This window comes from Amycolatopsis sp. NPDC021455 (assembly GCF_040640995.1).
Taxonomy (GTDB): domain Bacteria; phylum Actinomycetota; class Actinomycetes; order Mycobacteriales; family Pseudonocardiaceae; genus Amycolatopsis.
In genome coordinates, this window is the sequence record NZ_JBFACT010000012.1 from 137,819 (window position 1) to 163,141 (window position 25,323).

Sequence of the window (25,323 nt, forward strand, 5' to 3'; positions counted from 1 at the left end):
CCGGCGATCTACGCGCCAGCGTTCGGGAACAAGCCGGATACGACCTGATGGGTGACGCAGTTGAGAAGCGGCACAACCGGAACGTCACAGCGGCACGGCGCTTCTCTCACCCATTTTACTGGGGCACAAGCTGGGGCAAGCCCCCTCTTGGAACAGCGCACAACAGCGCCGAAGTGCACTCAGCTGCCCCAGACTGCCCCAGCCGACCTGCGGATTCACCAAAGCCGCAGGTCAGGACGTCTTGCGCACCTCACTGGCAGTGAGAGGGTCAGTGATCTGTACCGCCTGGAGTTCCTCGGTCCGTTTGAACGCGATCGCAACGCCCCGCGCCGAGGCCGGCGACCCGCAGCAGGCGCTCCGAATCGCCCTACACCTACCAGCTCGAACGCGGTTCGAGCCGACCGTGTTGGTGCGCGTCCTCCAGGCCCACTCCGCTGTGCTTCCGCCGCCACCAGACGTCGGCGACGGAGGTGGTGCCACATCTGCAGCGCGGCGACGCCAGCGTGCTCTTCGGCTCCATACCGCCCAGTCGCCCGGATATCGTGGTATTGACGCTCTTCGCCAGGCCGCTGCCGGCGACAGTTCCGGTTGACGGCCCACTAGTCGAGGCTGGTCCGGACGATATCTTGCTCACAATGAGCACAAGCGGAATCAGCGCCGGGCCCGCCCACGTGTGCTAGCCGTTGCCACGCGCCGACCGCGCATCCGTTGGGCCGCGAACGTGGTGCTTTGACCGTATTCACCTGCCTTGGCAAGTTCGATCTCGAACCTCGGCTCGAACTTGACCTCAGTGTTCTCCAACGCTGTGATCTTCCAGTTAAAAAGGCTCTTGATGCCAGGCCCGGACCGACCGCCAGTTTGATCCCATACGTAGAGGTACTCCTGGCCACTGCCATCCTTGCGCCATTTGAACTCGAGAGAGTACGGCTCAACGAGCCGGGATGCACCGTCGTACGTGATATCGAGCAGGGTCTGTTCCTGCCCGGCACGCATGATCGGCGTGCGCAGTTCAGGAGGAAAGAATGCGAGCTGGTTGTGCTCGCCATATCGGAACGTTGAGAACAGTGACCGCATTTCCTCCTTGAACGCCTCGACAGCGGCCGTGAACTCCATGCGACTGGAAGCGACACAGACGATCTTGCTCCAGTAGCCACGCATGATCTCGAACGGCACCGCCAGCAACAGCCTGAGCGCGGCCTGCGGACTGGGCTCGAAGATCGTCTTACGCAGAAAAGTGGCCACGACCTGCTTCTTGTCCACTGCGACGTCATTGTTCACGAAGATCGAGTAGACCAGGTCGAACAAGTCATTGGACATCTGTCGCTGCAACAAGCACTTGAGCTTGTCAGCCAGAGCTTCCTCGAGGCTGACGACCGCAAGTTTGGCCGCACAGTCCGCCTGGTCGGAGTAGGGATGAATGAGGTCGCGTTGTTGAATCGGCAGATAGAGGCGTCCGAACTCGGTGACGTCCATGCGCAGCGCGATCGACATCTTGCCAGGCTTGCCGTAGAAGTCCTCGAAGTACAACGCGAACTTATGCACGGTCTTACTGGCGTCGATGGCGCGCCGCCCCGTTTGTGCGTTTCGGTCCAGGTCGAACTCGACGCCCGTGCGCGCCTGGATCATCCGGCATACGTTGTTCAACGTCTCGAGGAACTGGTCCGGACGCAACCCGGTCGGTGCGGCGAAGTCGAGGTCACCCGAGAACCTGGTGTTGGCGAAGTAGCCCTTGCGGAACGCGTTTCCACCCTTGAGAACGAGCCGGTCACTCGTCAACGGTTCATTGCCGTAGAGGCCGGCCAGCAGCCACCCGTACAGATAATCGCGCTGCACGTTGACAGCATGGACCCCGAGTTGCTTCCCGGCGGCGTCGATTTCATCCCGGTCGATCACCTGGAAAACCTCCTGACTGCACGGCCCATTCGCCACCAATTGTCCACGCACGGTACCGTCTCTCCCCACGCGGGGTGGCCCAGCGCAGATGCGGCGCTCGACGGATTTCGGCAGCAGTGGCCGCATCGACTGGATCCCGCACGCTATTCCTCGACACGGAGAACACGCCCGCAAGTATGCTGACGCTCCGCCCCCGCCCCTCAGGACGCCGTTCGACGTGGTCAGTGCACGTGCACTGCAGCGACAAGCTGGGTCCATCTGGCGATCGCTTGGCGACGGCGACTTGAGACATCAGCTCTGAAGCTGCCCTGCGGAGAGGACAAACGCCCGCGAGCTGCGGAGTTACACGTTTCGCCTGGTCGGACCAGGCGCCGCACTTCCCTGACACGGAGGAGGTCGTTGGGCCACGCTAGCGTCCGACGCCGCCTAAAGATTCAGGTCAGAGGCCCTCGCCATGATTCACGGAGCAGCGCTGCGGTGGTCGGGCGGCGGTGAAGTGCCGACGACGCCAAATAGGACCGAGCGCGCATGTCAGGACGACTTCCGCGCATTGCGGAACGTGATGACGAGCGAACTCGAGCGCCAGACCTGCGTTACCGTCGCCATCTGGCTGGGCCTCGACCTTTTCCAACGGCACTTAGTTGACGGAACACCCAACGACCTTTTGCGGCGCTTCTTCCGCCATTACGACACGAAGCTTCAGAGCACCAGGTGCAGCTTCGGGCGGTCAGCACCCGACCCGATGAGCTCTCGGATCCTGTCCGGCGGCCAGGCCAGTTCGGCGGCCAGTTCCGCGAGGCTCGTTCCGTGCTGTGTCGCGAGCCCAAAAGCCCTAGCGAGCAGCACCGGCCTTTCACCCGGATAGCCGGCGATCGACTCGTCCGCGAACATCCCTTGCCCGCGCATGGCGTTCAGACGTTGGAAGGCTCGGCTAGCAGTGGGAGCTGAGAACAGGCCGAGTTCGCGGCAACGGTACAGAAGAGAATGGATGGACACCCCCCATTCGACCTGCAGCCTGGCCAAGACCGCGAAATCCACACGAGACGGCAGGTTCGGAGCAATGCTTGCTCGTGGCGTGAGGAACTCTGCCGCGAACGCGTCCGCTTCGCGTTCGATCTGCGAGTCACCGGGGTTGGTGTCGCCGTGCAGAACGAGATGGCCAAGTTCGTGGGCCGCGCTGAACCGGTACCGGTAAATGTCGTCGGCCCGATCAGGCGTCAATACGACCAGGGGCCGAGGTAAGCGCGTCGTTGAGAATGCGTCGATCCGCTTCGCTTCATTGCGCTCGAACGGAAGCATCGCGACCACGATGCCACGGGACTCCATCAAGCGCACGAGATGAGCAATCGGGCCGCGCCCCACCCCCCAGTGCCGGCGTAGTGCACGAGCGGCGCCGATCGGGTCGATGGAGTCTTCTGTCTGGGTTGCAACTTCGCCGCCGGCGAAGCCGGGTAGATCGACCAGCGGTAGCTGCACACGTCGTTCGAGGGCATGGGTCAGCTCCCACACTTGGGAGGCGAACGCCACTGCCCGGTCCCGCTGGAAGACCCGCATCGACCTGAGCTTCCGAAAATGCGTCGCCGACGCATCCAGCGGAGCGTGCGGCCTGCCAGCCGCAAAGAAAGCGGTCGGTACCCCGAGCAGCTCCGCGAGCCTCATCAACACGTCCGGACGCGGACGACTCACGCCGGACTCGTACTGACCGACAGCCGCCGGTGTCACATTAAGGTGATCCGAGAGCTCCTTCTTCGTCATCCCCGCAAGTCGCCGCGCCTGCGTAAGCCGGGCCGGATCGAAGGCATTCACCACTTCCTCGGGGCCGGGAGCGGCCGAGGCGCGGGGTTGCAGGAGAAAGAGCTGCGGATCATCGGTCTTCGTCATTGTCCTGAGTCTGAGGCTCGTCGGGCCGGTGCTCGGTCTGCGGCGGCACTTCCAGCTTGACGTCGCCGGGGTGCCTCAAGCCCAAGGTGATCTCGGGCTCCTTCGCGGAATCGAACCATGGGGCACCAGTCGCGTGTCCAGCGAGGGTCAGGCCACCGGCGGCAGCAACGAGCGGCGTCGCCGGAAGCGGGAGCATGCTGTGCTCGCCCCAGCGAAGTTCGCCATCTCCGACATGTTCCGCTTGGCCCCATTCCACCTGCAACACCCCGGCCTCGAGGTTGCAAGCGTAGGCGACGACAACCAGCTGGGTGTCCTGACCGAGCTGTGGGAAGACCTCGTGTTGATCCGCCGGAACGAGCTCCTCCCACGCTTCATCGAGAAGTGGCTCGACTCGCTCGATCTCCGGTGCGTGTGCACCGAACAGACGCTCTCGCTGCGCGGAGACGGGACGCTCGAGGCGCGCACGTTCCACCGGCACGCCAGCGCGGTCGCTGTAGCGCAGCGGAAAGAACACGTGGTCAGCGAGGACGACGAGCTGGTAGCCGCCGAACTTCGCGATCCTCGAGCCGTCGATGCCCAGCAGTTCACGCGCCAGTTCCTCGTACTGGAACTCCCACAGACCGTTGCCGTAGACACGTCTGCTAGTGGAAGCCGTCGCGTCGTGCCCTGCTCGCGCTCGCGTGTGCGCCGCTGCGAGCGCGACCGGAATCCGCAGGCGCAGCTTGTGGACATCATCACCAAACGCGCCGTCGGCCCAATCAGCACCTCGTAGGTTCATCACCGCTCCTGCGAGCCATCTGGCCACTACTTCAGCCAGCAACTTGAACTTGCAGGATCACTTTAGCCTACGACATGAAATTTTCACTCGTTCATCTTCTGGCGTGTCATGGGTTGGTGCACCCCAAGGTCCCGGAGCTACGTCCCAACGAGATCCAAACGGCCGATACTGGGAGTCCCGCGACCGACTCCGACACGTACCGGCCTTGCGCTGCGCTGCCGGCGCCCACACCAACCCTGGTAGTTCGTCCCGAGCGAAGCCGGGGACCGAGAAGGGCTCGACGGACTACGAGGTGGCGGGCATCAGAGCGAGCCCAATCAGTCGGGCGGCGATCTTGCGTTTGCGGTCCCTGGTCATCATGCGCTCCCGATTTCGGAACATTCCACGTCCGTCCCGCCGTGGGCATGATCAGCCGACAACAGGTGACTCAACGCGATTCGGAGAGAGCTTGGTCTCGACACGCTGGCCGACTTGGGCGGCCCACGTCGGAACGGGCAGGTACTTCCGCCGCCAACACCGTGCTCCGAGCTTCCGAGGCTGCGCACCCGCCCATGCCGTCGGTCAGTAGCGAGGCAAGCCAACGGACGCCCCCGCGCCGCCATCAACGAACCGGCCCACCTGGACGACGATCGATAACTGGACAGTCGTCAAGATAGACACTAAATCGCCCCTACTCACGGGTAGCAAAAAAGCCCAGGTCGTTGACCTGGGCTTTGCTCCCCCGCTTGGACTCGAACCAAGAACCCTCCGGTTAACAGCCGAATGCTCTGCCAGTTGAGCTACAGGGGAATGTCGCTCACTTCCGGTGCCGGTCTCTCCGACCGACGAGAAGAACTTTAACCCATGCCCCCAAGGACCTTCGCACCACCCCCCACTTAGCCCAGCCCGTCCCCGCCGGTGGTGGTTTCCTGGACAATGGACAGTCGGACGACCTAGCGACGGAAGGCGTGGACGCGGATGAAGAAGTTCCTGCTGGGGGCAGGCCTGGGATACGTACTGGGCGCCAAGGCAGGCCGGGGTCGGTACGAGCAGCTCGTGCGCAGCTACCGCCGGGTCGTCGACCACCCCATGGTGCAGGGTGCCGCCGGGGTGGCCCGGGCCAAGATCGGCGAGAAGGTCCGCCGGCGTTAGACCTGGGCCACGAAGAACACCCGGCGGAACTCGAACCATGTGGTCCCGTCGGGGCGGGCCGGGTAGGCCGCGTCGAGCCGGGGTGCCAGCTCGGCGCGGAACCGGTCCCACTCTGTGTCGTTCAGGGCCGCGCGGACCGGGCGCAACGCCGTTCCGGTGATCCACTCCAGCACCGGCCGCGGGCCGCGCAACGGCTGTACGTACGTCGTCTCCCAGGCGTCGACGCCGCAGCCCGCGTCGGACAGGAGGTTCGCGTACTCCAGCGGGCTCGATACCGCGTCGTCTTCGCGCAGCATGACGTCGGCGAGCCGGGACGACCAGGCCGGGGACGCCGCCAGTTCGCGCGTCAGCACGTGGGAAGGCGCGTTGAAGTTGCCCGGCACCTGCACCGCCAGATAGGCACCCGAAGGCAGCGAAGCGGCCCAGCGACGCAAGAGCGCTGCGTGGTCCGGGACCCACTGCAGGACGGCGTTCGAGACCACGACGTCGGTGTCCGGCGACGGCGTCCAGTCGCGGACGTCGAGCAGCGTGGCGTCGAGACCGCGGGAACGGGCCGCCGCCACCATTTCGGGTGAACTGTCGCCGCACTCCAGGACCGCGCCCGGCCAGCGTTCCCGGAGCGACACAGTCAGGTTCCCCGGGCCGCAGCCGAGGTCCACAACGCGCCGGGGAGCCGAGGCGCCGATGCGTGCGATCAGGTCATGGAACGGCCGGGCCCGCAGGTCGGCGTAGTCGAGGTACTTCGCGGGATCCCACATGGCCGCCTCCATCCAACAGTACGCCTGTACTGAGTACGAGCGTACTGCTACTCGGCGGGGTTCACCAGCTTAGCGGCGACCTGCTCGGCGATGGCCTCGACCAGCGCGACGTCGGTGCCGGGGTCCGGCCGGACCTGCAGGACGCTGCCATCGCGGCCGGGCACCTTGCGCTGGACGAACCAGGCTCCCCCGGACCCGATCTCCTGCCGGTGCCGCGAGCGGATCGAGCCCTCGACGCGCTGGTAGGCCTCGCGCGGCACCTTGCCCGGCGCCGGCAGCCGGAAGCGCACCGGCGGCAGGTCGGCCAGCACGACCGCCGAGCCCGCTGTGCCGACCTCGGCCGACTCGGTCAGCGTGAAGACGCCGTCCGCCCAGGTCGCCTTGGCGACGAGGTGCCAGCCGACGCGGCGCGCTCCGCCTTCGGCCGGGACCCACAGGCCCCAGGCCGTCACGACCAGGTGCCCGCCGCCCTCGACCTGGGCGCTGTCCACGACTTCTTCACCCGGCGAAAGCGCACCGGTGAACCCGACGGGCGTGCGGTCGCCCAGCAACCGGCGCAGGAAACTCATCTCAGCTCCACGCGCTGGCGGCCGCCTGCTCGCCCAGCGACTTCTTGTACTGCTCCAGCGCGACGAGGTCGCCGAACAGCGCGCGGTAGTCGTCCGGCGCTTCGACCGGCGACAGCCGCTGCAGCTTCCCCTTGATCTCCGCGATCTGCCGCCCGACGAGGTTCTCCTGCAGCCGGGCCAGGATCGACGAGATGTACCGGGAGTCGACCTCGTCCTTCGCCTGCAACGGTTCCACGGCGAGCTCCGACAGCACCCGCCGGACCGTCCCTTCCGGACAGTGCGGGGCGGCCGCGTCCAGCAGCGCCGGGCCGGTCAGGCCCGAACCCGCGCCGCCGGCCTTCAGGACAGCCTCGTGGACGGCCACGTACACCGGGTGCGTGAACGCTTCCAGCGGCAGCGCGTCGTACTCCGGCCCGGCGATCGCGGGCTGCTGCAGCGCGGCCTTCAGCGCCTCGCGCTGGACGGCGAACCGCGGGTCCTTCGGCGCCGGGCGTGACACGTCCTGGGCCGGAGCCGAAGGGGCCTCGGCGCGGGCCGGCTGCTTGAGCGGCGCGCCGCCCCGCCGGTCGGTCGCGCCCGCGCTGCCGCGGACCCGGTTGACCACCTGCGCGACGTCCTGCCAGCCCACCCACCAGGCGAGTTTCGACGCGTAGCCGTCGCGGGCCGCGCGGTCCTTGATCGACGCCACCATCGGCACGGTCTTCTGCAGCGCCGCGACCTGGCCGTCGACCGAGTCGAGGTCGTAGTTCTTGAGCGTGCTGCGGATGACGAACTCGAACAGCGGGGTGCGCCGCGCGACCAGGTCCTTCACCGCGCTGTCGCCCTTGGCCAGGCGCAGCTCGCACGGGTCCATGCCGTCCGGCGCCACCGCGATGTAGGTCTGCCCGGCGAACGTCTGGTCGCCTTCGAACGCCTTGAGCGCCGCCTTCTGGCCGGCTTCGTCGCCGTCGAAGGTGAAGATGACTTCGCCGCGGAACGCGTCGTCGTCCATCATCAGCCGGCGAAGCACCTTCATGTGGTCCTCGCCGAACGCCGTGCCGGACGACGCGACCGCCGTCGGCACGCCCGCCGCGTGCATCGCCATCACGTCGGTGTAGCCCTCGACCACGACCACCTGGTGCCGCTTCGCGATCTCGCGCTTGGCCAGGTCGAGACCGAACATGACCTGGGACTTCTTGTAGATCGGCGACTCGGCGGTGTTGAGGTACTTCGCCGAGATCCGGTCGTCGTCGAACAGCCGCCGCGCGCCGAAGCCGACGACGTCGTTGCCGACGTCGCGGATCGGCCAGACCAGCCGCCGGTGGAACCGGTCCATCGGGCCGCGCTGGCCCTCCTTGGACAGCCCCGCGGTGAGCAGCTCCTTGACCTCGAACCCGCGGTTGAGCAGGAACTTCGTCAGCTTGTCCCAGCCGCCGGGGGCGTACCCGCAGCCGAACGTCTTGGCCATGGCGGCGTCGAACCCGCGCTCGGACAGGAAGTCCCGCGCCGGGCGCGCCTCGTCGGTGACCAGCTGCTCGGCGTAGAACTCCTGCGCGAGGCGGTGGGCCTCGACCAGCCGGGTGCGGCTGCCGCGGTCGCGCTGGACCGTCGCGCCGCCGCCTTCGTAGGTGAGCCGGATGCCGACCCGGTCGGCCAGCCGCTCGACGGCTTCGACGAACGAGATCAGGTCGATCTTCTGGATGAACTTGATCACGTCGCCGCCCTCGCCACAGCCGAAGCAGTGGAAGGTCCCGTGCGTCGGGCGGACGTTGAACGACGGGGTCTTCTCGTTGTGGAACGGGCAGAGGCCCTTCAGGCTGCCCCCACCGGCGCGGCGCAGTGCCACGTACTCGCCGACGACCTCGTCGATCCGGTTCCGCTCGCGCACCTCCGCGATGTCGCTCTCCCGAATCCGTCCTGCCACGTCATCCACTCTAGCTTTGCCGGTTGCGGCACACTCGGGGCATGGCCTCCACGCCCACCGCCCAGGACACGCTCGCCGCGCGGTTCGCCGAGCACCGATCGCACCTGATCGGGGTGGCGTACCGGTTGACCGGCACGCGCGCCGACGCCGAGGACGCCGTCCAGGAGTCCTGGCTGCGGCTGGCCGGGCTGGACGACGCCGGCCGCGCGGCGATCCGCGACCTGCGGGGCTGGCTGACCACGGTCGTCGGCCGGATCTGCCTCGACCGGCTCAAGTCGGCCGCCGCGCAGCGCGAGAAGTACGTCGGCAACTGGCTGCCCGAGCCGGTGGTCACGCCGTTCGGGCGGCCGGTGAGCGAGGACCCCCTCGACGTCGCCGTCCGCGACGACGGGCTGCGGATGGCCGCGCTCGTCGTGCTCGACAAGCTGACCCCGGAGCAGCGGGTGGCGTTCGTGCTGCACGACGCCTTCTCGGTGCCCTTCTCCGAGATCGCCGACGCGCTCGGCGTCTCGGTCGAGGCCGCGCGCCAGCACGCCTCCCGGGGCCGCAAGGCGCTCGCCGACGCCGACCCGGCGCCGCGCGTGCCGCTCGACGACCAGGCGAAGATCCTCGAGAAGTTCGTGATCGCGCTGCAGCAGGGCGACATCCAGGCGATGACCGAGCTGCTCGCGCCGGACGTCGTGCTCATCGGCGACTCGAACGGCAAGGGCCGCACCGCGCGCCAGCTCATCGTCGGCGCGGACAAGATCGCCCGGTTCTTCGTCGGCCTCACCCGCAAGTACGCGCCGGGGATGGCCGAGCGCGGCGTCCCGGTCCTGGTCAACGGCGACCTGGGGATGTACCTGGCGCCGATGCCGGGCCGCGACGGCTTCCTCGCCCTCGACGAGCACGTGCAGGCGGTCACCATCCGCGACGGCAAGATCGTGGCGATCTACGACGTCGTCAACCCCGACAAGCTGACGCGCATCACGCGTCCCGCGTGACCTACGGGAGCGGGACGCGGCAGGCATCGCCGGAGGTGAAGCCCTGGTCGACGATGCCGAGCGCGCTGTTCATCCGGGCGCGGGAGTTCTCCAGCGCGATCTGGTAGGTCAACTCGACGACGCCGTCGCGGCCGAACTCGCGCTCCAGCTCGGCGACCTGCTCGTCGGTCACCGTCACCCGGTCGGCGGACATCGCGTCGGCGTAGGCGATCGCGAGCCGCTCCTGCGGACTGAACGCGGGCGAGGTCGCGTAGTCGTCGATCTTCTTCAGGCGCTCGATGTCCAGGCCGTCGTGCTTCTGCAGCATGGTGCCGAAGTCGACGCACCACGAGCAGCCGATCCGCGTCGCGACCCGGTAGACGGCGAGCTCCCGGACGTTCGCCGGCAGCTTCTTCGACGCGCGTTCCACCATCAGCTCGTGCACGGTGCTCGCCCGCAGCAGGCCGGGGTGGTGCGCGGCGACCGCCATCGGCTCGGGCACCGCGCCGTACCGGCGGCCGGCGACGCGGTAGGCCAGCTTGAGGAACAGCCCGGCTTCGGACGTCTTCTTGGCGGGGATGCGAGGCATCTGAGTTCTCCTTCGTTCGTGGTCACGAGGAGGACGAGACGGCTTCCGAAGACGTGACAGCGGGCGCCGTGAGCCACGCCACGAGCATGACGGCGGCCGCGGCGCCGAACACGACGGTCAGGCCGGCGGCGCCCAGCCCGCCGGTCGTCGCCAGCGCGAGCCAGCCGAACACCGCCGCTCCCGCCAGCCCGCCCGCCTGCCGGGCGAAGGTGAGCGACCCCAGGGTGACGCCCATCAGGGCCCGGTCCGCCCGCGTCTGGCCCAGGACGGTGTACGCCGACGTACAGACCGCGAAAGCCGCCCCGACAGCGAAGAGGCCGAGCGCCAGGAGCCAGGGCCGGCCGCCCAGCGCCGCCGCGACGGCGACCGCGGCGAGCCCGGCCGTGCCGAGCAGGCAGCCGAACCGTCCCCACGCCGTCATTTCGGGCCGCCGGCGGGCCAGCGCGGCGAAGGACGCGGACAGGGTGAGTTGCCCGGCGGTCATCGCGACGAGCAGCAGCCCGGTTCCGGCCGCCTCCGCGCTCAGGGCGGCGACCAGCGCGACGTAGGTGAAGGTGCCGTAGAGCGCGGCGCCGGCCAGGCCGTTGACCAGGACCGCGCGCGCCAGGACGGCGTCGGCGAAGACCTTCGGCGAGATCAGCGGGCTCGGCGTCCGGCGCTGCCGGCGGACGAACAGAAAGCCCGCCACCGCGGTCACGCCAACGAGGACGGGTGTCCATAGTGGACTCCGCGCGAGGTCCTCGAACGTGCCGAGCGCGACCACGGCGGACCCGGCCACGGCCAGCAGCACGCTGCCCGGCACGTCGAACTTTTCCCGGTCCCGGCGCGGATTCGCGGGCAGCCCGCGCAGGCCGAGCAGCAGGGCGGGCACGCACAACGGCAGGTTGACGAGGAAGATCCACCGCCAGCCGGGGCCCGCGGCCAGCACTCCGCCCAGCGGGGGTCCGCCGAGGGTGGCCGCCGCGAACACCGCGGTCTGCCAGCCCTGGCGGTGCAGCAGCTCGTCGCGGTCGAACAGCTCGCCGAGCGCGCTCATCGCCGTGACGATCAGCCCGCTCCCGCCCAGCCCCTGCAGGGCGCGGGCGGCGATCAGCGAGCCGACGCCGGGCGCGGCGGCGCACCAGGCCGAGGCCGCGGCGAACACGAGGACCGACCCGGCGAAGGTCACCCGGCGGCCGTACAGGTCGCCGAGGCGGCCGTGCAACGGCGTCGCGACGGTCAGGGTCAGCAGGCCGGCCGCGGTCACCGCGACGAGCCCGGTCCGGGCGTGCAGGTCGGCGCCGATCGAGGGCAGGGCCGCGGTGACGATCAGGCCGTCGAGCTGGGCCATGGCCATGCCGAGCAGCAGGCCGGCGAAGACGAGGTTCCGAGATGCGTGCATAAAGCACACGTTATACCGTGCCTTATGCACGCATCAAGGTCCGACGGCGGCCCGGCACTGTTCCGCCTGGTCCGGCACTGGGCGCGCCAGTGGGCGCCCGACGTCGTCGAGCGGTTCGCCGCCGGCGCCCCGCCGTCGTGGACGGTGCCGAACCTGTTCGTCATCCAGGCGATCGACGGCGCGGCGGGCGACGAGGTGACCGTCGCGGACGTGGCGCGCCAACTCGGCATCGACCGCTCGGTCGCCAGCCGGATGGTCGCCGAAGCGGCGCGAGAAGGCTTCGTCGTGCGCTCGACGTCGACACGGGACGCGCGCCGCGCGGTGCTGACACTCACCGACGCGGCGAAGGAGTTCCTCGCGGCTTCGCAGGCCCACCAGCGTCAGGCGTTCGAAGCGCTGGTGGGCCACTGGCCGCAGGAGGACCGCGAGCGGTTCGCGGGCTACCTGAGCCGGCTCGCGGACGAAGTCCTCGGCTAGCTTTCCGCGAGGATCGCGTTCAGCGCTTCCCAGGCGTGCCAGGCCCGCGTGACACCGAACTGGGCGTTGAACCGCAACGCGGCGCGCACGTCCTCCGGGGACGCGCCGCCCCGCAACGCGCGCCCGACGTGGGTGCGGAACGTGTCGGCCAGGGTCTGGTAGTGGACGTCGACGCTCAGGCTGACCAAGCCGCGCTCGCGCTCGCTGAGCGTGCCGGGCCCGTGCCCGGCGCGCATCCGGGACTGCAGGTCGAAGTAGCCGGTGAAGTGCGCGTCGAGTTCGGTGAGCCGGGCCCGCACCGCCTCCGGCAGCGGACTGGGGCCGTCCGACAGCAGCTCCGGCGGCAGCGGTTCGGCGTCCGGCCGCTCGAGGCCGAGTTCGGCCTCGAGCGCGGCGATCCGCTCGATCCCGGCGGCCGCGGCGTGGTAGCCGCAGTCGTACGAGACGAACCGCAGCAGCTCGCGAATGTCCCCAGTGGACACTCCGGCGGTCAGCCCGGCGCGCACGTGGGCGGTGAACGCCAGGCCGAGGCTCGCCTGGCAGACGTCGGCGGTGACGCACAGGAACGTCTTCTCGCGGTCGGTCAGCTCCGGGATCGCCCGGACGTACTTCGCGGTGGCGCCGACCATCTGGGCGAACACCGGGTCCAGGGCGGCCAGCCGGGTCAGGTTCGGCGTTTCGGTGGTGGTCAAGATGACTCCCTCAGTGAGTGAACATTCGTAGCGCTACAGCCGTAGTGCAACTGACGCTACACCTGTAGCGCGATGGGTGTCCAGCTACACTGGGTGCCGATGGAAGAGACCACCCGCCGCCGTCCCAACGCCCGCGGCCAAGGCGAGAAGCTGCGCGACGAGATCGTCACGGCCGCCGTGCGGATGCTCGACGAGCTGGCCGACGACGAAGCCCTGTCCCTGCGGGCGGTCGCGCGCGAAGTGTCGATCGCGGCGACGTCGGTCTACCTGCACTTCCCCGACCGCGACGCACTCGTCCTGGCCGCGATGCGGCGCTGCCACGAAGACCTCGTCGGCACCGGTGACGCCGCCGCCGAGGCCGCCGCCGACCCGGCGACGGCGTTGCGGGCCCGGATCCTGGCGCAGGCGCGGTGGGCGGGCGAGCACCCCGGGCTCTACAAGGTGCTGCACGAAAGCAAGGTCCACCGCCGGCACGGCATGCCGTTCAAGGAGGTCATGGTCGCCCGCACGACCGAGGCGGTCCAGCGCTGCATGGACGCCGGCCTGGCCCCGGCCGGCGACGCCGCCACCGTCGCCATCGACCTGCGGACCGCCGTCAACGGCATGCTCGCGCAGCGGATCAACGAGCCCGACCTGCCCTGGCCGCCGGCGGAAGAGCAGCTCGACCGGTTCCTGGCGAAGCTGGTCGGCCTGCGGCTCTGACCCGCCGGGACGACCGGCTATTCGCCCGTGCTGCCGTCGATCGACTCGCGGAGGAAGTCGGCGTGGCCGTTGTGCCGGGAGTACTCCTCGACCATGTGCACCAGGATCCAGCGCAGGCTCGGCCGGGTGCCGTCCGCCCGGGCGCGCTCGGCCCGCTGCGAGAGATCCGCCGTCTGGCCGACCACTTCGCGCGAGCGGGCAACGGCCTCCTCCCAGAGCCCGAAGAGCTGCTCCGGCGTGTCGTCGGCGGCGGATTCCCAGTCCCAGTCCGGCGTTGCCGTCCAGTCGATAGCGTCGAACGGCGCCCTCCGCGAACGGCCCGACAGCACGTACGAGAACCAGTGGTCCTCCACGTAGGCCAGGTGCTTGAGCAGCCCGCCGAGCGTCAACGTCGACGGCGCGTGCGTCGCGCGCAGGCCCGCCGCGTCCAGCCCGGCGCACTTCCAGGCCAGGGTCGCGCGGTGGAAGTCGAGGAAGCCGAGCAGGGTCGCGGCTTCGTCACCGTCGAGGGGCGGTTCGGGCCGCCCCTGGTCGTCCACTGAGGTCACGGTGCTCACGCCGTCACGCCGTCAGCGGGCGGACGTCCCAGATCCACACCCCGCCGACGAACTCCGCCGGCTTGCGCAGCAGAAGCTCCACTGTGGACTTCAGGGCTTCCTGGTTCTGCCGCGGCCCGACCACCAGCACGTCCGCGTTCCAGTACCGCAGGTCCGCGAGCGCCTGGGTGCGGTCGGCCTCGGTGACCTCCGCCGCCTGGCCGGTGCGTTCCACCTCCGCGAACAGGTCCGACGTCGGCCGCGGCACCGCGCCGTACCGGCCGCGGCGGTCCTCCGGCGAGGTCGGGCCGACGAAGTAGCCCTCCGGCATCGGGTAGCCGAGGCCCGCGTCGACCTGCCAGTGCAGCGGCTCGGCCTCGCCGGTGCTCGGCAGCGGGACCGGGACGAGCGAGCCGCCGGGGGCGACGTACTGGCGCCAGATCCCGTCGGCGAAGAAGGGCGGCGAGAGCGGGCGCTGGTGCGTCACCAGCTGCGTCGGCGCGATCGGGAGCAGCACCGCCACCACCGCGCCGATCCAGATCATCCGCAGCGGGAACGGCGGCTTGCCGTCGAGTGGCTCCGGCTGGGCGGCCGCCGCCGTCCAGACGCGGTGCGTCGCGATCGCCAGGAGCGCGCCGACCACCGGGATGCAGCCCATCGCCAGCCGGGATTCGAGTAGCGAATCGAGCAGCGGCAACTGGCCCAGCCACTTCCACAGGCCGGGGATGCCGGTGTCGTCGTGCGCCACGGTGATTTCGACGCCGAGCGAAAGCACGGCCATGACGTACATCGTGATCGCGAGCGCGCGTGACACGACGTCGCGCCACAGCCAGATCGTGAGCACCACCATGAGCACGATCAGCGGCCAGCCGAAGAACGCGTTCTCCTCGGTGCGGTTCATCGACACGTCCGCGGCCGCCTCCGGCGCGCCGGCGATCGACTGCGTCGCGAAGCGCGTGAACGCCGCCGTGTCGTTGCCCGCCGGGCCGTGCAGGAGCGAGTGGAAGCTCTGCGGGCCGAAGAACTGCCAGTACAACGGGAATCCGGCGATCAGCAGCGCGACGACCGCGCCGATGCCGATGCCCTTGCCCAGCGGCGCCAGCATGCCGCGGATCTCGCCGCGGTGCGGGATGAGGTAGGCGACCGCGAACACGACGAAGGTGATCGCGAAGATCATCAGCGGCTCTTCGCCCAGCAGGATCTGCCACGCGACGAGCAGGCCGAGCACGACGCCGTTGCGCACCGGGCGCTCGCCGCGGGAGATCTGGATGGTCTTGAGCGCGATGAACGGCAGCACGAACAGCACGACGAAGTTCGGGTGCGCGTTGCCGTGCGAGATCATCGGCGGCGCGAACCCGCAGAACGCGCCGCCGATCGCGGCCGCCGTCCGGTTGGGCACCAGGTGGCGCGAAAACACCCAGTACCAGCCGATCGCGGTGCCGGCGAGGCCGGCGGTGAGCACGATCGCCCAGGTCAGCGTCGCACCGAAGGTCAGCGTGATCGGGGCGAGCGGGATGTTCAGGCCGAACATCGCCGCGTTGGCCGCCATGTTGACGCCGAGGGGGTAGTTCTGCAGGTCCGTGGTGAACGGGTTCTGGAAGTGCAGCACCGACCGCGCGACGACCGTCGAGTACCACTCCCACTGGCTCTGGTCGGACGCGCCGTTCCAGAGGTAGCCACGCTTGAGGTCGAACCAGAGCCCGTTGTAGAGCAGGACCGTGAACAGCAGGTACGCGCCGGCGATCGCGGAGTCCTGCCACGCCCAGCGTTTCGGGCCTTCGGGGGGTTCGGGTGCGGGTGGCACGAGTTCGGGGACGGCTTCGGACTTCAAGCTCACGGTTCGACCACCCTGGCGAGGAAGTAGAGCGCTCCGGTGCCGGCGTGCCGGACCAGCAGCAGGAACGGCCGGTCCACCGTGACGGCGACCGGTTCGGCGATCATCATCGAGGTGAGGCGCATCGTCACCGCGGTGGCCGCGGCCCCCTCGAAGCCTTGTTCGTCGACGCGCAGCACAGCCTGGTGCAGCACCTCGGAAACGGTCAGCCGCGGATCCGGCGAGAGCCCGCTCAGGTCGGCGTCCTCGGTGAACATCGTGCGCACGCCGAGGCCGCGCAGCACGCCGGTCAGCTCGCTCGGAATGTCGAGCGAAACTTTCGGGAGGGCGAGTTCGACCGGCTTGAAGCGGATCTTGTCGAGCAGGCTCGTCAGGTTTTCCTGGTCCAGCCGGGTTTCCGCCTCGGCGAGGTCGCCGTCGGGCAACAGCACCAGCGTCTGCAGGCCGCCGGCCGCGACCAGCTGCACCGCCTGCCAGCCGCCGGCGTGCGCGTAGCCGACGCTTTCGCTGAGCCACATCGTCGGCACGTCGCGGGTGCCGGAGGGCGCGTGGAACGGCGCGTCGCTCGTGTTGGCCTCGCGGAAGGGCAGCTTCCACGCGGCTTTCAGGTAGAGGGCGTTGACCAGCACGGCCGCGACGTCCGCGTCGATCGAGCCGGGCGGCAGCAGCCGCGGGATCAGCCCGCGCGTGGTGCGGCCGACGTCGTCGTTGATCAGGGCACGCGCGGTCTCCGGCTCGTCGTGGAAGGGCGCGCTCGCGATGGCGGCTCCCGGCCACGCGGCCAGCTCCGTCTTGAAGGAGTCCTCGAGCGGGAGCCGGTCGTCAGCCCACAGCGTGTTGGCGACGGCCAGCTCGGGCTGATCGCCGCGAGCCTCTTCCCCGAGCCGGGCGGCCTCCCGGAGCAGGGCGGTCTGCTCGTCGGGGTCACCGAGCAGCGCGACCAGCTCGTCGCGGGTCCGGCCCCGGGCGGCCCGCGCGGCCAGGGTCAGCGCACTGGCCACCGAATACGGCGAGAAACAGCTGTTCCCGCCCTCGGCTCCGAGGGCTGCGTGGACGGCGAGGGCGAACCGGAGGTGGCTGTCCGTGGCCATGCGGGCGAGACTACCGGACCGGCCAACCCCCTCGGGCGCCCACGCGCGACCCCCGGGCAGCCGGCCTACGTGACGGAAAGGTCGACTCGCGTGATCGAGGAGTCAACACGCGTGATTGAAGGGTCGACACGGCGAAGGCCCCGCCCCAGCGGCGTGTCGACCCTCGGATCACGCGTGTCGGCTTCGCAATCACGCGTGTCGGCTTCTCCTGCACGGGCGTCAGCGGTGGAGGCGGGTTACGTGCCAGGAGTACCAGACGTGGGCTTGGGCGTCGGTCAGGGAAGCGACCTGGTCGATGACCACGCGGAGCAGGCCCGCGTCGTCGCGGGCCGCGTTCCAGGCCGGGACGAACAGCGGGTCGAGCGACTCCGGGGCGCGGCGCGCGAGCGCGTGCACCAGCTCGGCCAGCAGCTCGCGCTGGCCTTCCTGCATCGCCAGCCGGCGGCGGTCGCTCATCACGTACCGCAGCGCCAGCGCCTTCAGCAGCGCCACCTCCGCCGCGACCTGCTCGGGGACGCACAGGCGCGCCCGGTACCGGTCCAGCGGCTCCTCGCCGAACTCCTCGCGCGTGCCGGTGACCGCCGCCGTCGTGAAGCGGCCGACCAGCTCGCTCGTCAGCCGCTTCAGCGCGACCTGGGCGCCGGGCGAGCCGTCCGGTTCCCCCGAAACCAAAGCCGCCACCACCGGCAGCTCCAACAACTCCGAAGCAGCACCCTCCAAAGTGGACACCGACTGGGCGGAGAAGTGCTTGGCGGCGGCCTCGGCGACGGCGGCGCGCTCGTCCGGGTGGGCCAGCACGCGCAGCTTGATCCGGCCGGCCAGCACGCCGTCCTCGACGTCGTGCACCGAGTACGCGACGTCGTCGGCCCAGTCCATGATCTGGGCCTCCAGGCAGGTCCGCCCGTCGGGCGCACCGGACCGGAACCACTCGAACACCGCGGCGTCGTCGGCGTACACCCCGTACTTCGCCTGGCCGGGCCGGCGCGGCCACGGGTACTTGGTCGTCGCGTCCAGGCAGGCGCGGGTCAGGTTGAGCCCGGCCGGGCCGCCGTCGGCGCCCAGCAGCTTCGGCTCCAGGCGGGTGAGGATGCGCAACGTCTGCGCGTTGCCCTCGAACCCGCCGCACGCCGCGGCCACCTCGTCGAGCGCGCGCTCGCCGTTGTGCCCGAACGGCGGGTGCCCGATGTCGTGCGCCAGCCCGGCGGTGTCCACCAGGTCCGGGTCGGCGCCCAGCTCGTCGGCGATGCCGCGGCCGATCTGGGCGACCTCCAGCGAGTGCGTCAGCCGCGTGCGCGGGACGCCGGTGACCTCGGCGCCCTCCCCCGGCCCGACCACCTGGGTCTTGCCGGCGAGCCGGCGCAGCGCGGCGGAGTGCAGCACGCGGGCCCGGTCGCGGGAGAACGCGCCGCGCCCGTCCGCCCGCGCGCCGGGCAGCGCCGCGCCCTTGGCCGGCTCCGGCAGCAGGCGGGCGGTGTCGTGCTCGGTGTAGCTCACCCGGCCAGCCTAAACGGCCCCACCGACAGAAACTCAACCCAAGAACGTCGCGAACAGGTCGTCGGCCGGGGTCTTGGTCAGCCGGTAGTACAGCAGCGCCCCGGTCTCGCGCACGATGTAGCGGAACTGCGTGACGCGTTCCTGCACGATCGGCCCGCTGTGCGTCGGCGCGGTCCAGGCGTCGAGCCCCAGGTCGTCGGCCATGGTCCGGGCCCGGAACGAGTGCCACGGGTCGCTCACCAGCACCGCCGTGTGCCAGCCGCGCGCCTGGACCTCGTCGGCGACCGCCCGCAGGCTCCGCAGCGTGTCGCTGCCCTCGCCGACGGCCAGCGTCGCCGAGGACGGCACGCCGTGGCGGGTCAGCCAGAGCTGGCCGGCTCGGGCCTCGGTGAAGTTGTCCTCGGCCTTCTTGCCGCCGGCGGTGACGACCGTCTTCGCGACGCCGGCGTCGTAGAGCTGCTTGGCCTTGACCAGCCGGGCGGCGTAGATGTCCGACGGCTTGCCGTTGTACTGGGCCGCGCCCAGCACCACGATGACGTCGGCGGGCGTCCGGTCGTTCTGGCGGGCGACCTGCCACACCCGGAACGCCGTGCCGCCGACGAGCGCCAGCAGCATGAGGACCGTGCCGAAGGCGATCCGGCGCGCCCAGCTCGCGAGCGACGGTTTCGTGCGTTCAGCGGTACCCACCCGGCCCATTCTTTCAGAGCGGCTCAGAGCCAGCCACGCTCCTCCGCGACGCGCACCGCTTCGGCCCGGGTCCGGGCGCCGGTCTTGCCGATCGCGGCGGACAGGTGGTTGCGGACGGTCCCCTCCGACAGGTGCAGCGCGCGGGCCACGTCGGCCACCGTGCTGCCGTCCCTGGCTTCGCGCAGCACGTCGTGCTCCCGCCCGGTGAGCGGGCTGGCGCCGGTGGCCAGCGATTCCGCCGCCAGCGCCGGATCCACCACCCGCAGTCCACTGTGGACACGCCGGACGGCTTCGACGAGCTGCTCCGGCGGGGCGTCCTTGACGACGAACCCGGCCGCGCCCGCCGCCATCGCCCGGGCCAGGTAGCCGGGGCGGCCGAACGTCGTGCAGATGATCACCCGGCACGACGGGAGCGCGGCCCGCAGGTCGGCTGCGGCCTCCAGGCCGTCCTTGCCCGGCATCTGGACGTCGAGCAGGGCGACGTCGGGCTTGGCTTCGCGCGCGGCGGCCACCACCTCGTCGCCGGAGCCGACCTGCCCGACCACTTCGATGTCGTTCTCGAGGCCCAGCACGGTGGCCAGTGCCCCGCGGACCATGGCCTGGTCGTCGGCCAGCAGCACCCGGATCAAGCGAGTCCTCCCGCGGGTTCGGCGCGCACGGCCGGGGTGGCCGGGCTCGGTTCGGGCAGCGGGATCTCCGCCCGCACGGTCAATCCTCCCCCGGACCGGACCGACGTCCGCAACGTGCCCCCGACGGCCGCCAGCCGTTCGGTGAGCCCGCGCATGCCGTTGCCCGGGACGACCTCGGTGGCCGTGCCGTCGTCCTCGATCTCCAGCCAGTTGCCGCCCAGCCGCACGCGCACCTGCTTGGCGCCGGAGTGCCGCAGCACGTTCGTCACGGCTTCCCGCAGCACGTAACCGAAGGTGTTCTGGAACTCCGGCCGGACGTTGTCGACCGCGTGCGGGAGGTCGGCGTCGATTTCGGCGGCCCGCAGCGCCGCGCGGGCCCCGACCAGCTCCGCGGACAGCGACACCTCGCGGTACTCCGAGACGGTCGCGCGGACGTCGGAGAGCGCGCTGCGGGTCAGGCTCTCGACCTCGCGGATCTCCTCGACCGCGCGGGGGATGTCGCCGGAGCTCTCCAGCACCCGCCGCGCCAGCCCGGCCTTGACGGTGATCGTGGTGAGGCTGTGGCCGAGCAGGTCGTGCAGGTCACGGGCGACGCGCTGGCGCTCGTTCGTCACGGCGAGGGTGGCGATCTCCTCGTTGGCGAGCTCCAGCCGGCGGATCGCGCGGATGAGGCTGGACATGAAGAACATCGCCAGGGTGACCGAACCGACGGTGATCAGGTCGCCGTAGTCGTTCCCGAACCGGCCGGCCAGGAGCAGGATCCCGGCCCCCAGCACCAGCGCCGAGCCGTCGAGGATCACCACCCACGCCGGCGGCACCAGGAAGACCATCGCCGCGGTGCCGTAGAGCAGGACGAACGGGCTGGCGTGGACCACCGCGACGAGGGTGAGGCCGAGGGTCAGCATCCCGGCGCCGTAGGCGAAGCGGACCGGGCGGGGACGGTCGAACGCCAGCGGGAAGAGCGCGTACGAGAGCGCGTAGCCGTAGACGAGCGCCCAGAGCCCGATCAGTCCGGGTGTCACGTGGTCCGCCGCCAGCAGCCGCTTCGTCACCGGGATGAGGTAGGGCAACGTGAACACGATCGAGAAGATCGGCCAGCGCACCTTGTCCGGGCCGGCGCCCCGCTTGCCGCCGCGGGGCGGGTCCTCCCACCACGCTTCCCGGTTGACCAGCCCGAACCGGTGGTCCGCGCCCTCGCCCTTCGCCATGGTTCCTCGTCCTTCCGGCCCTCAGACGCGGGCGCTGTCCTTACGGTAACGCCTGATCACCAGCGCCCCCAGCACGACCGTCCACGCGGCGAGCACGCCCACGGCGTGCGGCAGCGACACCACCATGTCGGTGGTCACCGCGGGCCGCACCACCTGCAGCACCCAGTACGTCGGCATGATCTGCGCGACGTCGTGCATCCAGTTCGGCATCGTCTCCAGCGGGATCCAGAGGCCGCCGAGGAAGCCCATGCCGAGGGTGACGATCATGCTGATCGGCTGCATCGAGTCCGGCGTGCCGAACTGCCCGATCAGCAGGCCGAGCAGGACCAGCGGGAGCGTGCCGAGGAAGACGCCGGCGAAGATCCGGACCCAGCCCGTGGCGTCCAGGTGCACGCCCTCGACGGTGACGGCCAGCAGCGGCACCAGGACCAGCGCGGGCAACCCGACGAGCATCCCGGACAGCGCCTTGCCGCCGAGGTAGCCGAACCCGGTCAGCGGGGTCAGCCGCAGCTGCCGCTGCCAGCCGAGCGCACGCTCCAGGGCGAGCCGGCCGCCGCTGGTGTTGGCCGCGGCGAACGTCCCGAAGGTCATCATGTTGATCATGATGACGGCGGCGATCTGGGTGTGCTGCGGGTCGCTCGTCTTGGTGAAGACGTTGGCCTGCAACAGGAACATCAGCACCGGGAACGCGACGACGAAGACGAGGAACCGCGGCGCCCGGAAGTTCCGGCGGATCTCGGTGAGCAGGTAGGTGGCGTTCATCGCACGGACTCCGTGGTCTCGTCGGCGGTCAGGGACAGGAAGGCGCCTTCGAGACCGACGGCGCTGATTTCGACGTCGTGCACGGCCGGCACCGCGGCCTTGAGCGCCCAGAGCGTGGCGTCGGAGTCGCCGCTGGAGATCGCGACGCGGTCGCCGCGCAGCTCGTACTCCTTGACGCCGGGCAGCGCGGCGATCACCGCGTCGGTGGCGCCCGGGACGGCGGCACGCAGCGTGCGGCCACCGGCCAGCGCGCGGACCTCGGCGACGCTCCCGTCCGCGACGACCCGGCCACGGCGCATCAGCACCACGCGGTCGGCGAACTCCTCGGCCTCCTCGAGGTAGTGCGTGGCGAACAGGACCGTGCGGCCGGACTCGGTGAACGAGTACATCGACTGCCAGAACTCGCGCCGGGTGCCGACGTCCATCGCGGCGGTCGGCTCGTCGAGGATCAGCAGGTCGGGGTTGCTGACCAGGGCGACGGCGAAGCGCACGCGCTGCTTCTGCCCGCCCGACAGCTTGTTCGCGCGGCGGCCGGCCAGCTCCTCGACGCCGGCGGCGCGCAGGGCCTCGGCCACCGGCATCGGCTTGCGGTGCAGGGCCGCGACCATGCCGACGGTCTCGCCGACGGTCAGGTCGTCCATCAGCGCGCCGCCCTGCAGCATCGCGCCGATGAGCCCGGCGCGGACGGCGTCGATCGGCTTGCGCCCGAACACGCGCACCTCACCGGCGCCGGGCGTGGTCAGGCCGAGGATCATGTCGACGGTGGTGGACTTGCCCGCGCCGTTCGGGCCGAGCAGGGCGACCACCTCGCCCGGGGCGATCGTCAGGTCGACGCCGTCGACCGCGTGGACGTCACCGTAGTGCTTGCGCAGGCCGGTGAGGTGGACCGCGGCCCCCGCCGCCACCGCCTGGATGTCTGTTTCTCGCATGCCCCCAAGGCTGCCGCCCGGGAAGCCCGGGTCCCCAGACCGTGCGTCACGACCTGACCGTGACAGGTGTCAGGGGTGCCGGGGCCGAAAAGCCGTGAAGGCCTCCTTCCCGGCCTTAAGAGCCGGTAAGGAGGCCTTCACGGACTACGGCGTCAGCAGCCGATGAGGCGGCCGGCCAGGTAGGACTCCAGCTTGTCGATCGCGACGCGCTCCTGGGCCATGCTGTCGCGGTCGCGGACCGTCACCGCGTTGTCCTCGAGGCTGTCGAAGTCGACCGTCACGCAGTACGGCGTGCCGATCTCCTCGTGCCGGCGGTAGCGCTTGCCGATCGAGCCCGCGTCGTCGAAGTCGACGTTCCAGTGCTTGCGCAGCAGGTCCGCGACGGCCTTCGCCTTCGGCGTGAGGTCGGCGTTGCGCGACAGCGGCAGCACCGCGGCCTTGAACGGCGCCAGCCGCGGGTCGAGCTTCAGCACGACGCGCTTGTCGGTGCCGCCCTTGGCGTTCGGCACCTCTTCCTCGTAGTAGGCGTCGATCAGGAACGCCATCATCGACCGGCCGACACCGGCCGCGGGCTCGATGACGAACGGCCGATACCGCTGCTTCGACGTCGGGTCGAAGTACGACAGGTCCTGGCCCGAGTGGTTCGAGTGCGTGGTCAGGTCGAAGTCGGTGCGGTTGGCGATGCCCTCCAGCTCGCCCCACTCCTGGCCCGCGTTGAACGCGAACCGGTACTCGATGTCGACGGTGCGCTTCGCGTAGTGCGAGAGCTTTTCCTTCGGGTGCTCGAAGTGGCGCAGGTTCTCGGCCTTGATGCCGAGGTCGGTGTACCACTTCGTGCGCTCGTCGATCCAGTACTGGTGCCAGCGCTCGTCCTCGCCCGGCTCGACGAAGAACTCCATCTCCATCTGCTCGAACTCGCGGGTCCGGAAGATGAAGTTGCCCGGCGTGATCTCGTTGCGGAACGACTTGCCGATCTGGCCGATGCCGAACGGCGGCTTCATCCGCGACGTCGTCTGGACGTTCGAGAAGTTCACGAAGATGCCCTGCGCGGTCTCCGGCCGGAGGTAGTGCAGGCCCTCTTCGGACTCCACCGGGCCGAGGTAGGTCTTCAGCATCATGTTGAAGTCCCGCGGCTCGGTGTACTTGCCACGCGTGCCGCAGTTCGGGCAGGGGACGTCGGACAGGTCGTCCTCTGTCGTCTCCTTGCCGCTGCGCGCGGCGTACTCCTCGGCGAGCTGGTCGGCGCGGAACCGCTTGTGGCACGAAAGGCACTCGATCAGCGGGTCGGTGAACACGTTGACGTGCCCCGAGGCGACCCACACCTGGCGCGGCAGGATGACCGACGAGTCGAGGCCGACGACGTCGTCGCGGCCCTGCACCACGGTCTTCCACCACTGGCGCTTGATGTTGTCCTTGAGCTCGACCCCGAGCGGTCCGTAGTCCCACGCCGAGCGGGTACCGCCGTAGATCTCTCCGCTGGCGAAGACGAAACCACGGCGCTTGCACAGGCTGACTACGGTATCGATGGTGTTCGTGGGCACTCCACGCTCCGGGAACTTGCGGGGACGGTCAGGACTGGAACATCCAGGGTATCCGGCCGGGCCCACCCCTTTTCGCGCAGGCTACGGCCGCGACACCAGCGACGCGGTCACGACGCGGTTGTCCTCGTAGCCCTCGCTGCCGCCGACGTACTCGCCGCCGCAGGTGACCAGCAGCAGCTTGTGCGGCCCGTCCGGGGAGAACAGCTGCTCCGAACGCCCGGCCAGCTCCGACTTGTGGATGGTTTCGGTCGCATCGACGCGGTAGACCCACGCGCCGCCCGCGGCGTCGGTCAGCTTGACCTCCTGGCCCTGCTTGACCTTCCAGAGCTCGTCGAAGGGGCCCTTCTTGCCCTTCCAGTTGATGTGCCCGGACAGCAGCGCGACGCCGTGGTCGGCCCCCAGCTTCGCGCCCCACCAGGCGGCCTCGTCGAGGCCCTCGGGGATCTTCAGGGCGCCGTTCGCGTCGAGGTCCTCCTGGACGAGCTTCGCGGTGCCGCCGGCGGGCAGGACGAGCTGCGCGGGCGCCTTGCCGGTGTCCGCCTGGGTGTTCTGGCCGTCCTGCTGGTTCGCGGCGGCGACGGGCGTCCCGGCGCCGTTCGCGACGGCAGGTTCATCCTTTCCGGTGAACACGAGCAGGGTCGCGACGATCGCCGCGACCACGAACGCGCCGGCGACGCCGACGATCCACCAGCGGCCGACGCCCGTCTTCCGCTCCGCCGGGTTCTGCTCCTGCATGGGCTTGTGCTCCTTCGCTGTCGTGGCCACCTCACCGGCAGACATGCCGCGAGGGGCGAAGGAGGTTGCACCGAATGCGCGGGTGCGTCGCAGGCTGTCCGACGCTCGGCACGAGCGCCCCAATGTGGCGTTGGTTGCGTCCAACGCACCGAACGCCACAT

At 70.0% G+C, this 25,323-nt stretch carries 24 protein-coding genes and 1 tRNA gene; 4 read left to right on the forward strand and 21 right to left on the reverse strand.

The window, feature by feature from the left end; all coding sequences use genetic code 11:
• Nucleotides 1-651: 651 nt before the first annotated feature.
• From AB0G28_RS17710 to AB0G28_RS17725, 4 genes are all read right to left on the reverse strand, one after another.
• Entirely contained in the window at nt 652-1,893 is a 1,242-nt protein-coding gene (locus AB0G28_RS17710) for a nucleotidyl transferase AbiEii/AbiGii toxin family protein (protein ID WP_361089471.1), read from the reverse strand.
• Nucleotides 1,894-2,592: 699 nt separating this feature from the next.
• On the reverse strand, nt 2,593-3,774 hold the full coding sequence (locus AB0G28_RS17715; protein ID WP_361089473.1) for an XRE family transcriptional regulator: 1,182 nt from the start codon (nt 3,772-3,774) through the stop codon (nt 2,593-2,595).
• A complete protein-coding gene (locus AB0G28_RS17720; protein ID WP_361089475.1) occupies nt 3,758-4,552 on the reverse strand; it encodes a hypothetical protein in 795 nt (264 codons plus the stop codon). Before AB0G28_RS17720 ends, AB0G28_RS17715 begins: the two co-directional genes overlap by 17 nt.
• 716 nt (nt 4,553-5,268) lie before the next feature.
• Nucleotides 5,269-5,341 (reverse strand) — tRNA-Asn (locus AB0G28_RS17725).
• 168 nt (nt 5,342-5,509) lie between these two features.
• Between AB0G28_RS17725 and AB0G28_RS17730 the strand changes: the two genes are divergently transcribed.
• Nucleotides 5,510-5,683 (forward strand): hypothetical protein, encoded by a 174-nt coding sequence (locus AB0G28_RS17730; RefSeq protein WP_361089477.1) that lies wholly within the window; start codon nt 5,510-5,512, stop codon nt 5,681-5,683.
• Here AB0G28_RS17730 and AB0G28_RS17735 read toward each other — a convergent pair.
• The 3 genes from AB0G28_RS17735 to dnaG are packed head-to-tail and all read right to left on the reverse strand — an operon-like array spanning nt 5,680 to nt 8,922.
• Entirely contained in the window at nt 5,680-6,441 is a 762-nt protein-coding gene (locus AB0G28_RS17735) for a trans-aconitate 2-methyltransferase (protein ID WP_361089479.1), read from the reverse strand. The two genes, AB0G28_RS17730 and AB0G28_RS17735, sit on opposite strands and share 4 nt — an antisense overlap.
• 47 nt (nt 6,442-6,488) lie before the next feature.
• Complete coding sequence (locus AB0G28_RS17740; protein WP_361089481.1) at nt 6,489-7,010, reverse strand: hypothetical protein; 522 nt, start codon at nt 7,008-7,010, stop codon at nt 6,489-6,491.
• Nucleotide 7,011: 1 nt separating this feature from the next.
• Nucleotides 7,012-8,922, reverse strand: coding sequence for a DNA primase (gene dnaG / locus AB0G28_RS17745; protein WP_361089483.1), 1,911 nt, complete (start codon nt 8,920-8,922; stop codon nt 7,012-7,014).
• Between the two features lie 32 nt (nt 8,923-8,954).
• Here dnaG and AB0G28_RS17750 point away from each other — a divergent pair, with 32 nt between their 5' ends.
• Nucleotides 8,955-9,896, forward strand: coding sequence for a sigma-70 family RNA polymerase sigma factor (locus AB0G28_RS17750; protein ID WP_361089485.1), 942 nt, complete (start codon nt 8,955-8,957; stop codon nt 9,894-9,896).
• A 1-nt stretch (nt 9,897) separates the two neighbouring features.
• Here the strand turns inward: AB0G28_RS17750 and AB0G28_RS17755 are convergent, their stop codons facing one another.
• Nucleotides 9,898-10,464: a carboxymuconolactone decarboxylase family protein gene (locus AB0G28_RS17755; RefSeq protein WP_361089487.1), complete on the reverse strand. Its 567-nt coding sequence runs from the start codon at nt 10,462-10,464 to the stop codon at nt 9,898-9,900.
• 22 nt (nt 10,465-10,486) lie between these two features.
• Nucleotides 10,487-11,845 carry an MFS transporter gene (locus AB0G28_RS17760; RefSeq protein WP_361089489.1) on the reverse strand — a complete coding sequence of 453 codons (1,359 nt, stop codon included), beginning with the start codon at nt 11,843-11,845 and terminating at the stop codon, nt 10,487-10,489.
• Between the two features lie 24 nt (nt 11,846-11,869).
• On the opposite strand from AB0G28_RS17760, the gene AB0G28_RS17765 reads away from it, so the two are divergent.
• On the forward strand, nt 11,870-12,322 hold the full coding sequence (locus AB0G28_RS17765) for a MarR family winged helix-turn-helix transcriptional regulator (protein ID WP_361089491.1): 453 nt from the start codon (nt 11,870-11,872) through the stop codon (nt 12,320-12,322).
• Here the strand turns inward: AB0G28_RS17765 and AB0G28_RS17770 are convergent.
• Nucleotides 12,319-13,014, reverse strand: coding sequence for a carboxymuconolactone decarboxylase family protein (locus tag AB0G28_RS17770; RefSeq protein ID WP_361089492.1), 696 nt, complete (start codon nt 13,012-13,014; stop codon nt 12,319-12,321). The genes AB0G28_RS17765 and AB0G28_RS17770 overlap by 4 nt on opposite strands.
• A 99-nt stretch (nt 13,015-13,113) precedes the next feature.
• Here AB0G28_RS17770 and AB0G28_RS17775 point away from each other — a divergent pair, with 99 nt between their 5' ends.
• Complete coding sequence (locus AB0G28_RS17775; RefSeq protein ID WP_361089494.1) at nt 13,114-13,716, forward strand: TetR/AcrR family transcriptional regulator; 603 nt, start codon at nt 13,114-13,116, stop codon at nt 13,714-13,716.
• Between the two features lie 17 nt (nt 13,717-13,733).
• Here AB0G28_RS17775 and AB0G28_RS17780 read toward each other — a convergent pair whose 3' ends face one another.
• The 11 genes from AB0G28_RS17780 to AB0G28_RS17830 all read right to left on the reverse strand — a co-directional run bounded on the left by AB0G28_RS17780 (nt 13,734) and on the right by AB0G28_RS17830 (nt 25,162).
• Nucleotides 13,734-14,273: a DinB family protein gene (locus tag AB0G28_RS17780; protein WP_361089496.1), complete on the reverse strand. Its 540-nt coding sequence runs from the start codon at nt 14,271-14,273 to the stop codon at nt 13,734-13,736.
• Nucleotides 14,274-14,277: 4 nt separating this feature from the next.
• Nucleotides 14,278-16,089: a glycosyl transferase gene (locus tag AB0G28_RS17785; RefSeq protein ID WP_361089498.1), complete on the reverse strand. Its 1,812-nt coding sequence runs from the start codon at nt 16,087-16,089 to the stop codon at nt 14,278-14,280.
• On the reverse strand, nt 16,086-17,177 hold the full coding sequence (locus tag AB0G28_RS17790; protein WP_361089500.1) for a serpin family protein: 1,092 nt from the start codon (nt 17,175-17,177) through the stop codon (nt 16,086-16,088). Before AB0G28_RS17790 ends, AB0G28_RS17785 begins: the two co-directional genes overlap by 4 nt.
• 219 nt (nt 17,178-17,396) lie before the next feature.
• The gene (locus AB0G28_RS17795; RefSeq protein WP_361089502.1) at nt 17,397-18,671 is read right to left on the reverse strand and encodes a deoxyguanosinetriphosphate triphosphohydrolase; all 1,275 of its coding nucleotides are present in this window, start codon (nt 18,669-18,671) and stop codon (nt 17,397-17,399) included.
• Nucleotides 18,672-18,704: 33 nt separating this feature from the next.
• Nucleotides 18,705-19,358, reverse strand: coding sequence for a YdcF family protein (locus AB0G28_RS17800; protein WP_361089504.1), 654 nt, complete (start codon nt 19,356-19,358; stop codon nt 18,705-18,707).
• A 23-nt stretch (nt 19,359-19,381) separates the two neighbouring features.
• On the reverse strand, nt 19,382-19,987 hold the full coding sequence (locus AB0G28_RS17805) for a response regulator transcription factor (protein ID WP_361089506.1): 606 nt from the start codon (nt 19,985-19,987) through the stop codon (nt 19,382-19,384).
• Nucleotides 19,984-21,195 carry a sensor histidine kinase gene (locus AB0G28_RS17810; protein ID WP_361089508.1) on the reverse strand — a complete coding sequence of 404 codons (1,212 nt, stop codon included), beginning with the start codon at nt 21,193-21,195 and terminating at the stop codon, nt 19,984-19,986. The genes AB0G28_RS17805 and AB0G28_RS17810 overlap by 4 nt, the downstream gene beginning before the upstream one ends.
• A 21-nt stretch (nt 21,196-21,216) precedes the next feature.
• Nucleotides 21,217-21,957 carry an ABC transporter permease gene (locus AB0G28_RS17815; RefSeq protein ID WP_361089510.1) on the reverse strand — a complete coding sequence of 247 codons (741 nt, stop codon included), beginning with the start codon at nt 21,955-21,957 and terminating at the stop codon, nt 21,217-21,219.
• On the reverse strand, nt 21,954-22,886 hold the full coding sequence (locus AB0G28_RS17820) for an ABC transporter ATP-binding protein (protein ID WP_361089512.1): 933 nt from the start codon (nt 22,884-22,886) through the stop codon (nt 21,954-21,956). Before AB0G28_RS17820 ends, AB0G28_RS17815 begins: the two co-directional genes overlap by 4 nt.
• Before the next feature lie 152 nt (nt 22,887-23,038).
• Nucleotides 23,039-24,427 (reverse strand): glycine--tRNA ligase, encoded by a 1,389-nt coding sequence (locus tag AB0G28_RS17825; protein WP_361089514.1) that lies wholly within the window; start codon nt 24,425-24,427, stop codon nt 23,039-23,041.
• 81 nt (nt 24,428-24,508) lie between these two features.
• A complete protein-coding gene (locus tag AB0G28_RS17830) occupies nt 24,509-25,162 on the reverse strand; it encodes a class F sortase (RefSeq protein WP_361089516.1) in 654 nt (217 codons plus the stop codon).
• Between the last annotated feature and the right edge of the window lie 161 nt (nt 25,163-25,323).

Excerpts from the sequence above, each read along its gene's own strand:
- AB0G28_RS17740 (WP_361089481.1), bottom strand. The coding sequence starts at position 7,010 with ATGAGTTTCCTGCGCCGGTTGCTGGGCGACCGCACGCCCGTCGGGTTC.
- AB0G28_RS17815 (WP_361089510.1), bottom strand. The coding sequence starts at position 21,957 with ATGAACGCCACCTACCTGCTCACCGAGATCCGCCGGAACTTCCGGGCG.
- AB0G28_RS17810 (WP_361089508.1), bottom strand. The coding sequence starts at position 21,195 with ATGGCGAAGGGCGAGGGCGCGGACCACCGGTTCGGGCTGGTCAACCGG.
- AB0G28_RS17775 (WP_361089494.1), top strand. The coding sequence starts at position 13,114 with ATGGAAGAGACCACCCGCCGCCGTCCCAACGCCCGCGGCCAAGGCGAG.
- AB0G28_RS17820 (WP_361089512.1), bottom strand. The coding sequence starts at position 22,886 with ATGCGAGAAACAGACATCCAGGCGGTGGCGGCGGGGGCCGCGGTCCAC.
- AB0G28_RS17735 (WP_361089479.1), bottom strand. The coding sequence starts at position 6,441 with ATGTGGGATCCCGCGAAGTACCTCGACTACGCCGACCTGCGGGCCCGG.
- AB0G28_RS17830 (WP_361089516.1), bottom strand. The coding sequence starts at position 25,162 with ATGCAGGAGCAGAACCCGGCGGAGCGGAAGACGGGCGTCGGCCGCTGG.
- AB0G28_RS17765 (WP_361089491.1), top strand. The coding sequence starts at position 11,870 with ATGCACGCATCAAGGTCCGACGGCGGCCCGGCACTGTTCCGCCTGGTC.
- AB0G28_RS17715 (WP_361089473.1), bottom strand. The coding sequence starts at position 3,774 with ATGACGAAGACCGATGATCCGCAGCTCTTTCTCCTGCAACCCCGCGCC.
- AB0G28_RS17790 (WP_361089500.1), bottom strand. The coding sequence starts at position 17,177 with ATGGCCACGGACAGCCACCTCCGGTTCGCCCTCGCCGTCCACGCAGCC.
- AB0G28_RS17750 (WP_361089485.1), top strand. The coding sequence starts at position 8,955 with ATGGCCTCCACGCCCACCGCCCAGGACACGCTCGCCGCGCGGTTCGCC.
- AB0G28_RS17760 (WP_361089489.1), bottom strand. The coding sequence starts at position 11,845 with ATGCACGCATCTCGGAACCTCGTCTTCGCCGGCCTGCTGCTCGGCATG.
- AB0G28_RS17730 (WP_361089477.1), top strand. The coding sequence starts at position 5,510 with ATGAAGAAGTTCCTGCTGGGGGCAGGCCTGGGATACGTACTGGGCGCC.
- AB0G28_RS17755 (WP_361089487.1), bottom strand. The coding sequence starts at position 10,464 with ATGCCTCGCATCCCCGCCAAGAAGACGTCCGAAGCCGGGCTGTTCCTC.
- AB0G28_RS17720 (WP_361089475.1), bottom strand. The coding sequence starts at position 4,552 with ATGAACCTACGAGGTGCTGATTGGGCCGACGGCGCGTTTGGTGATGAT.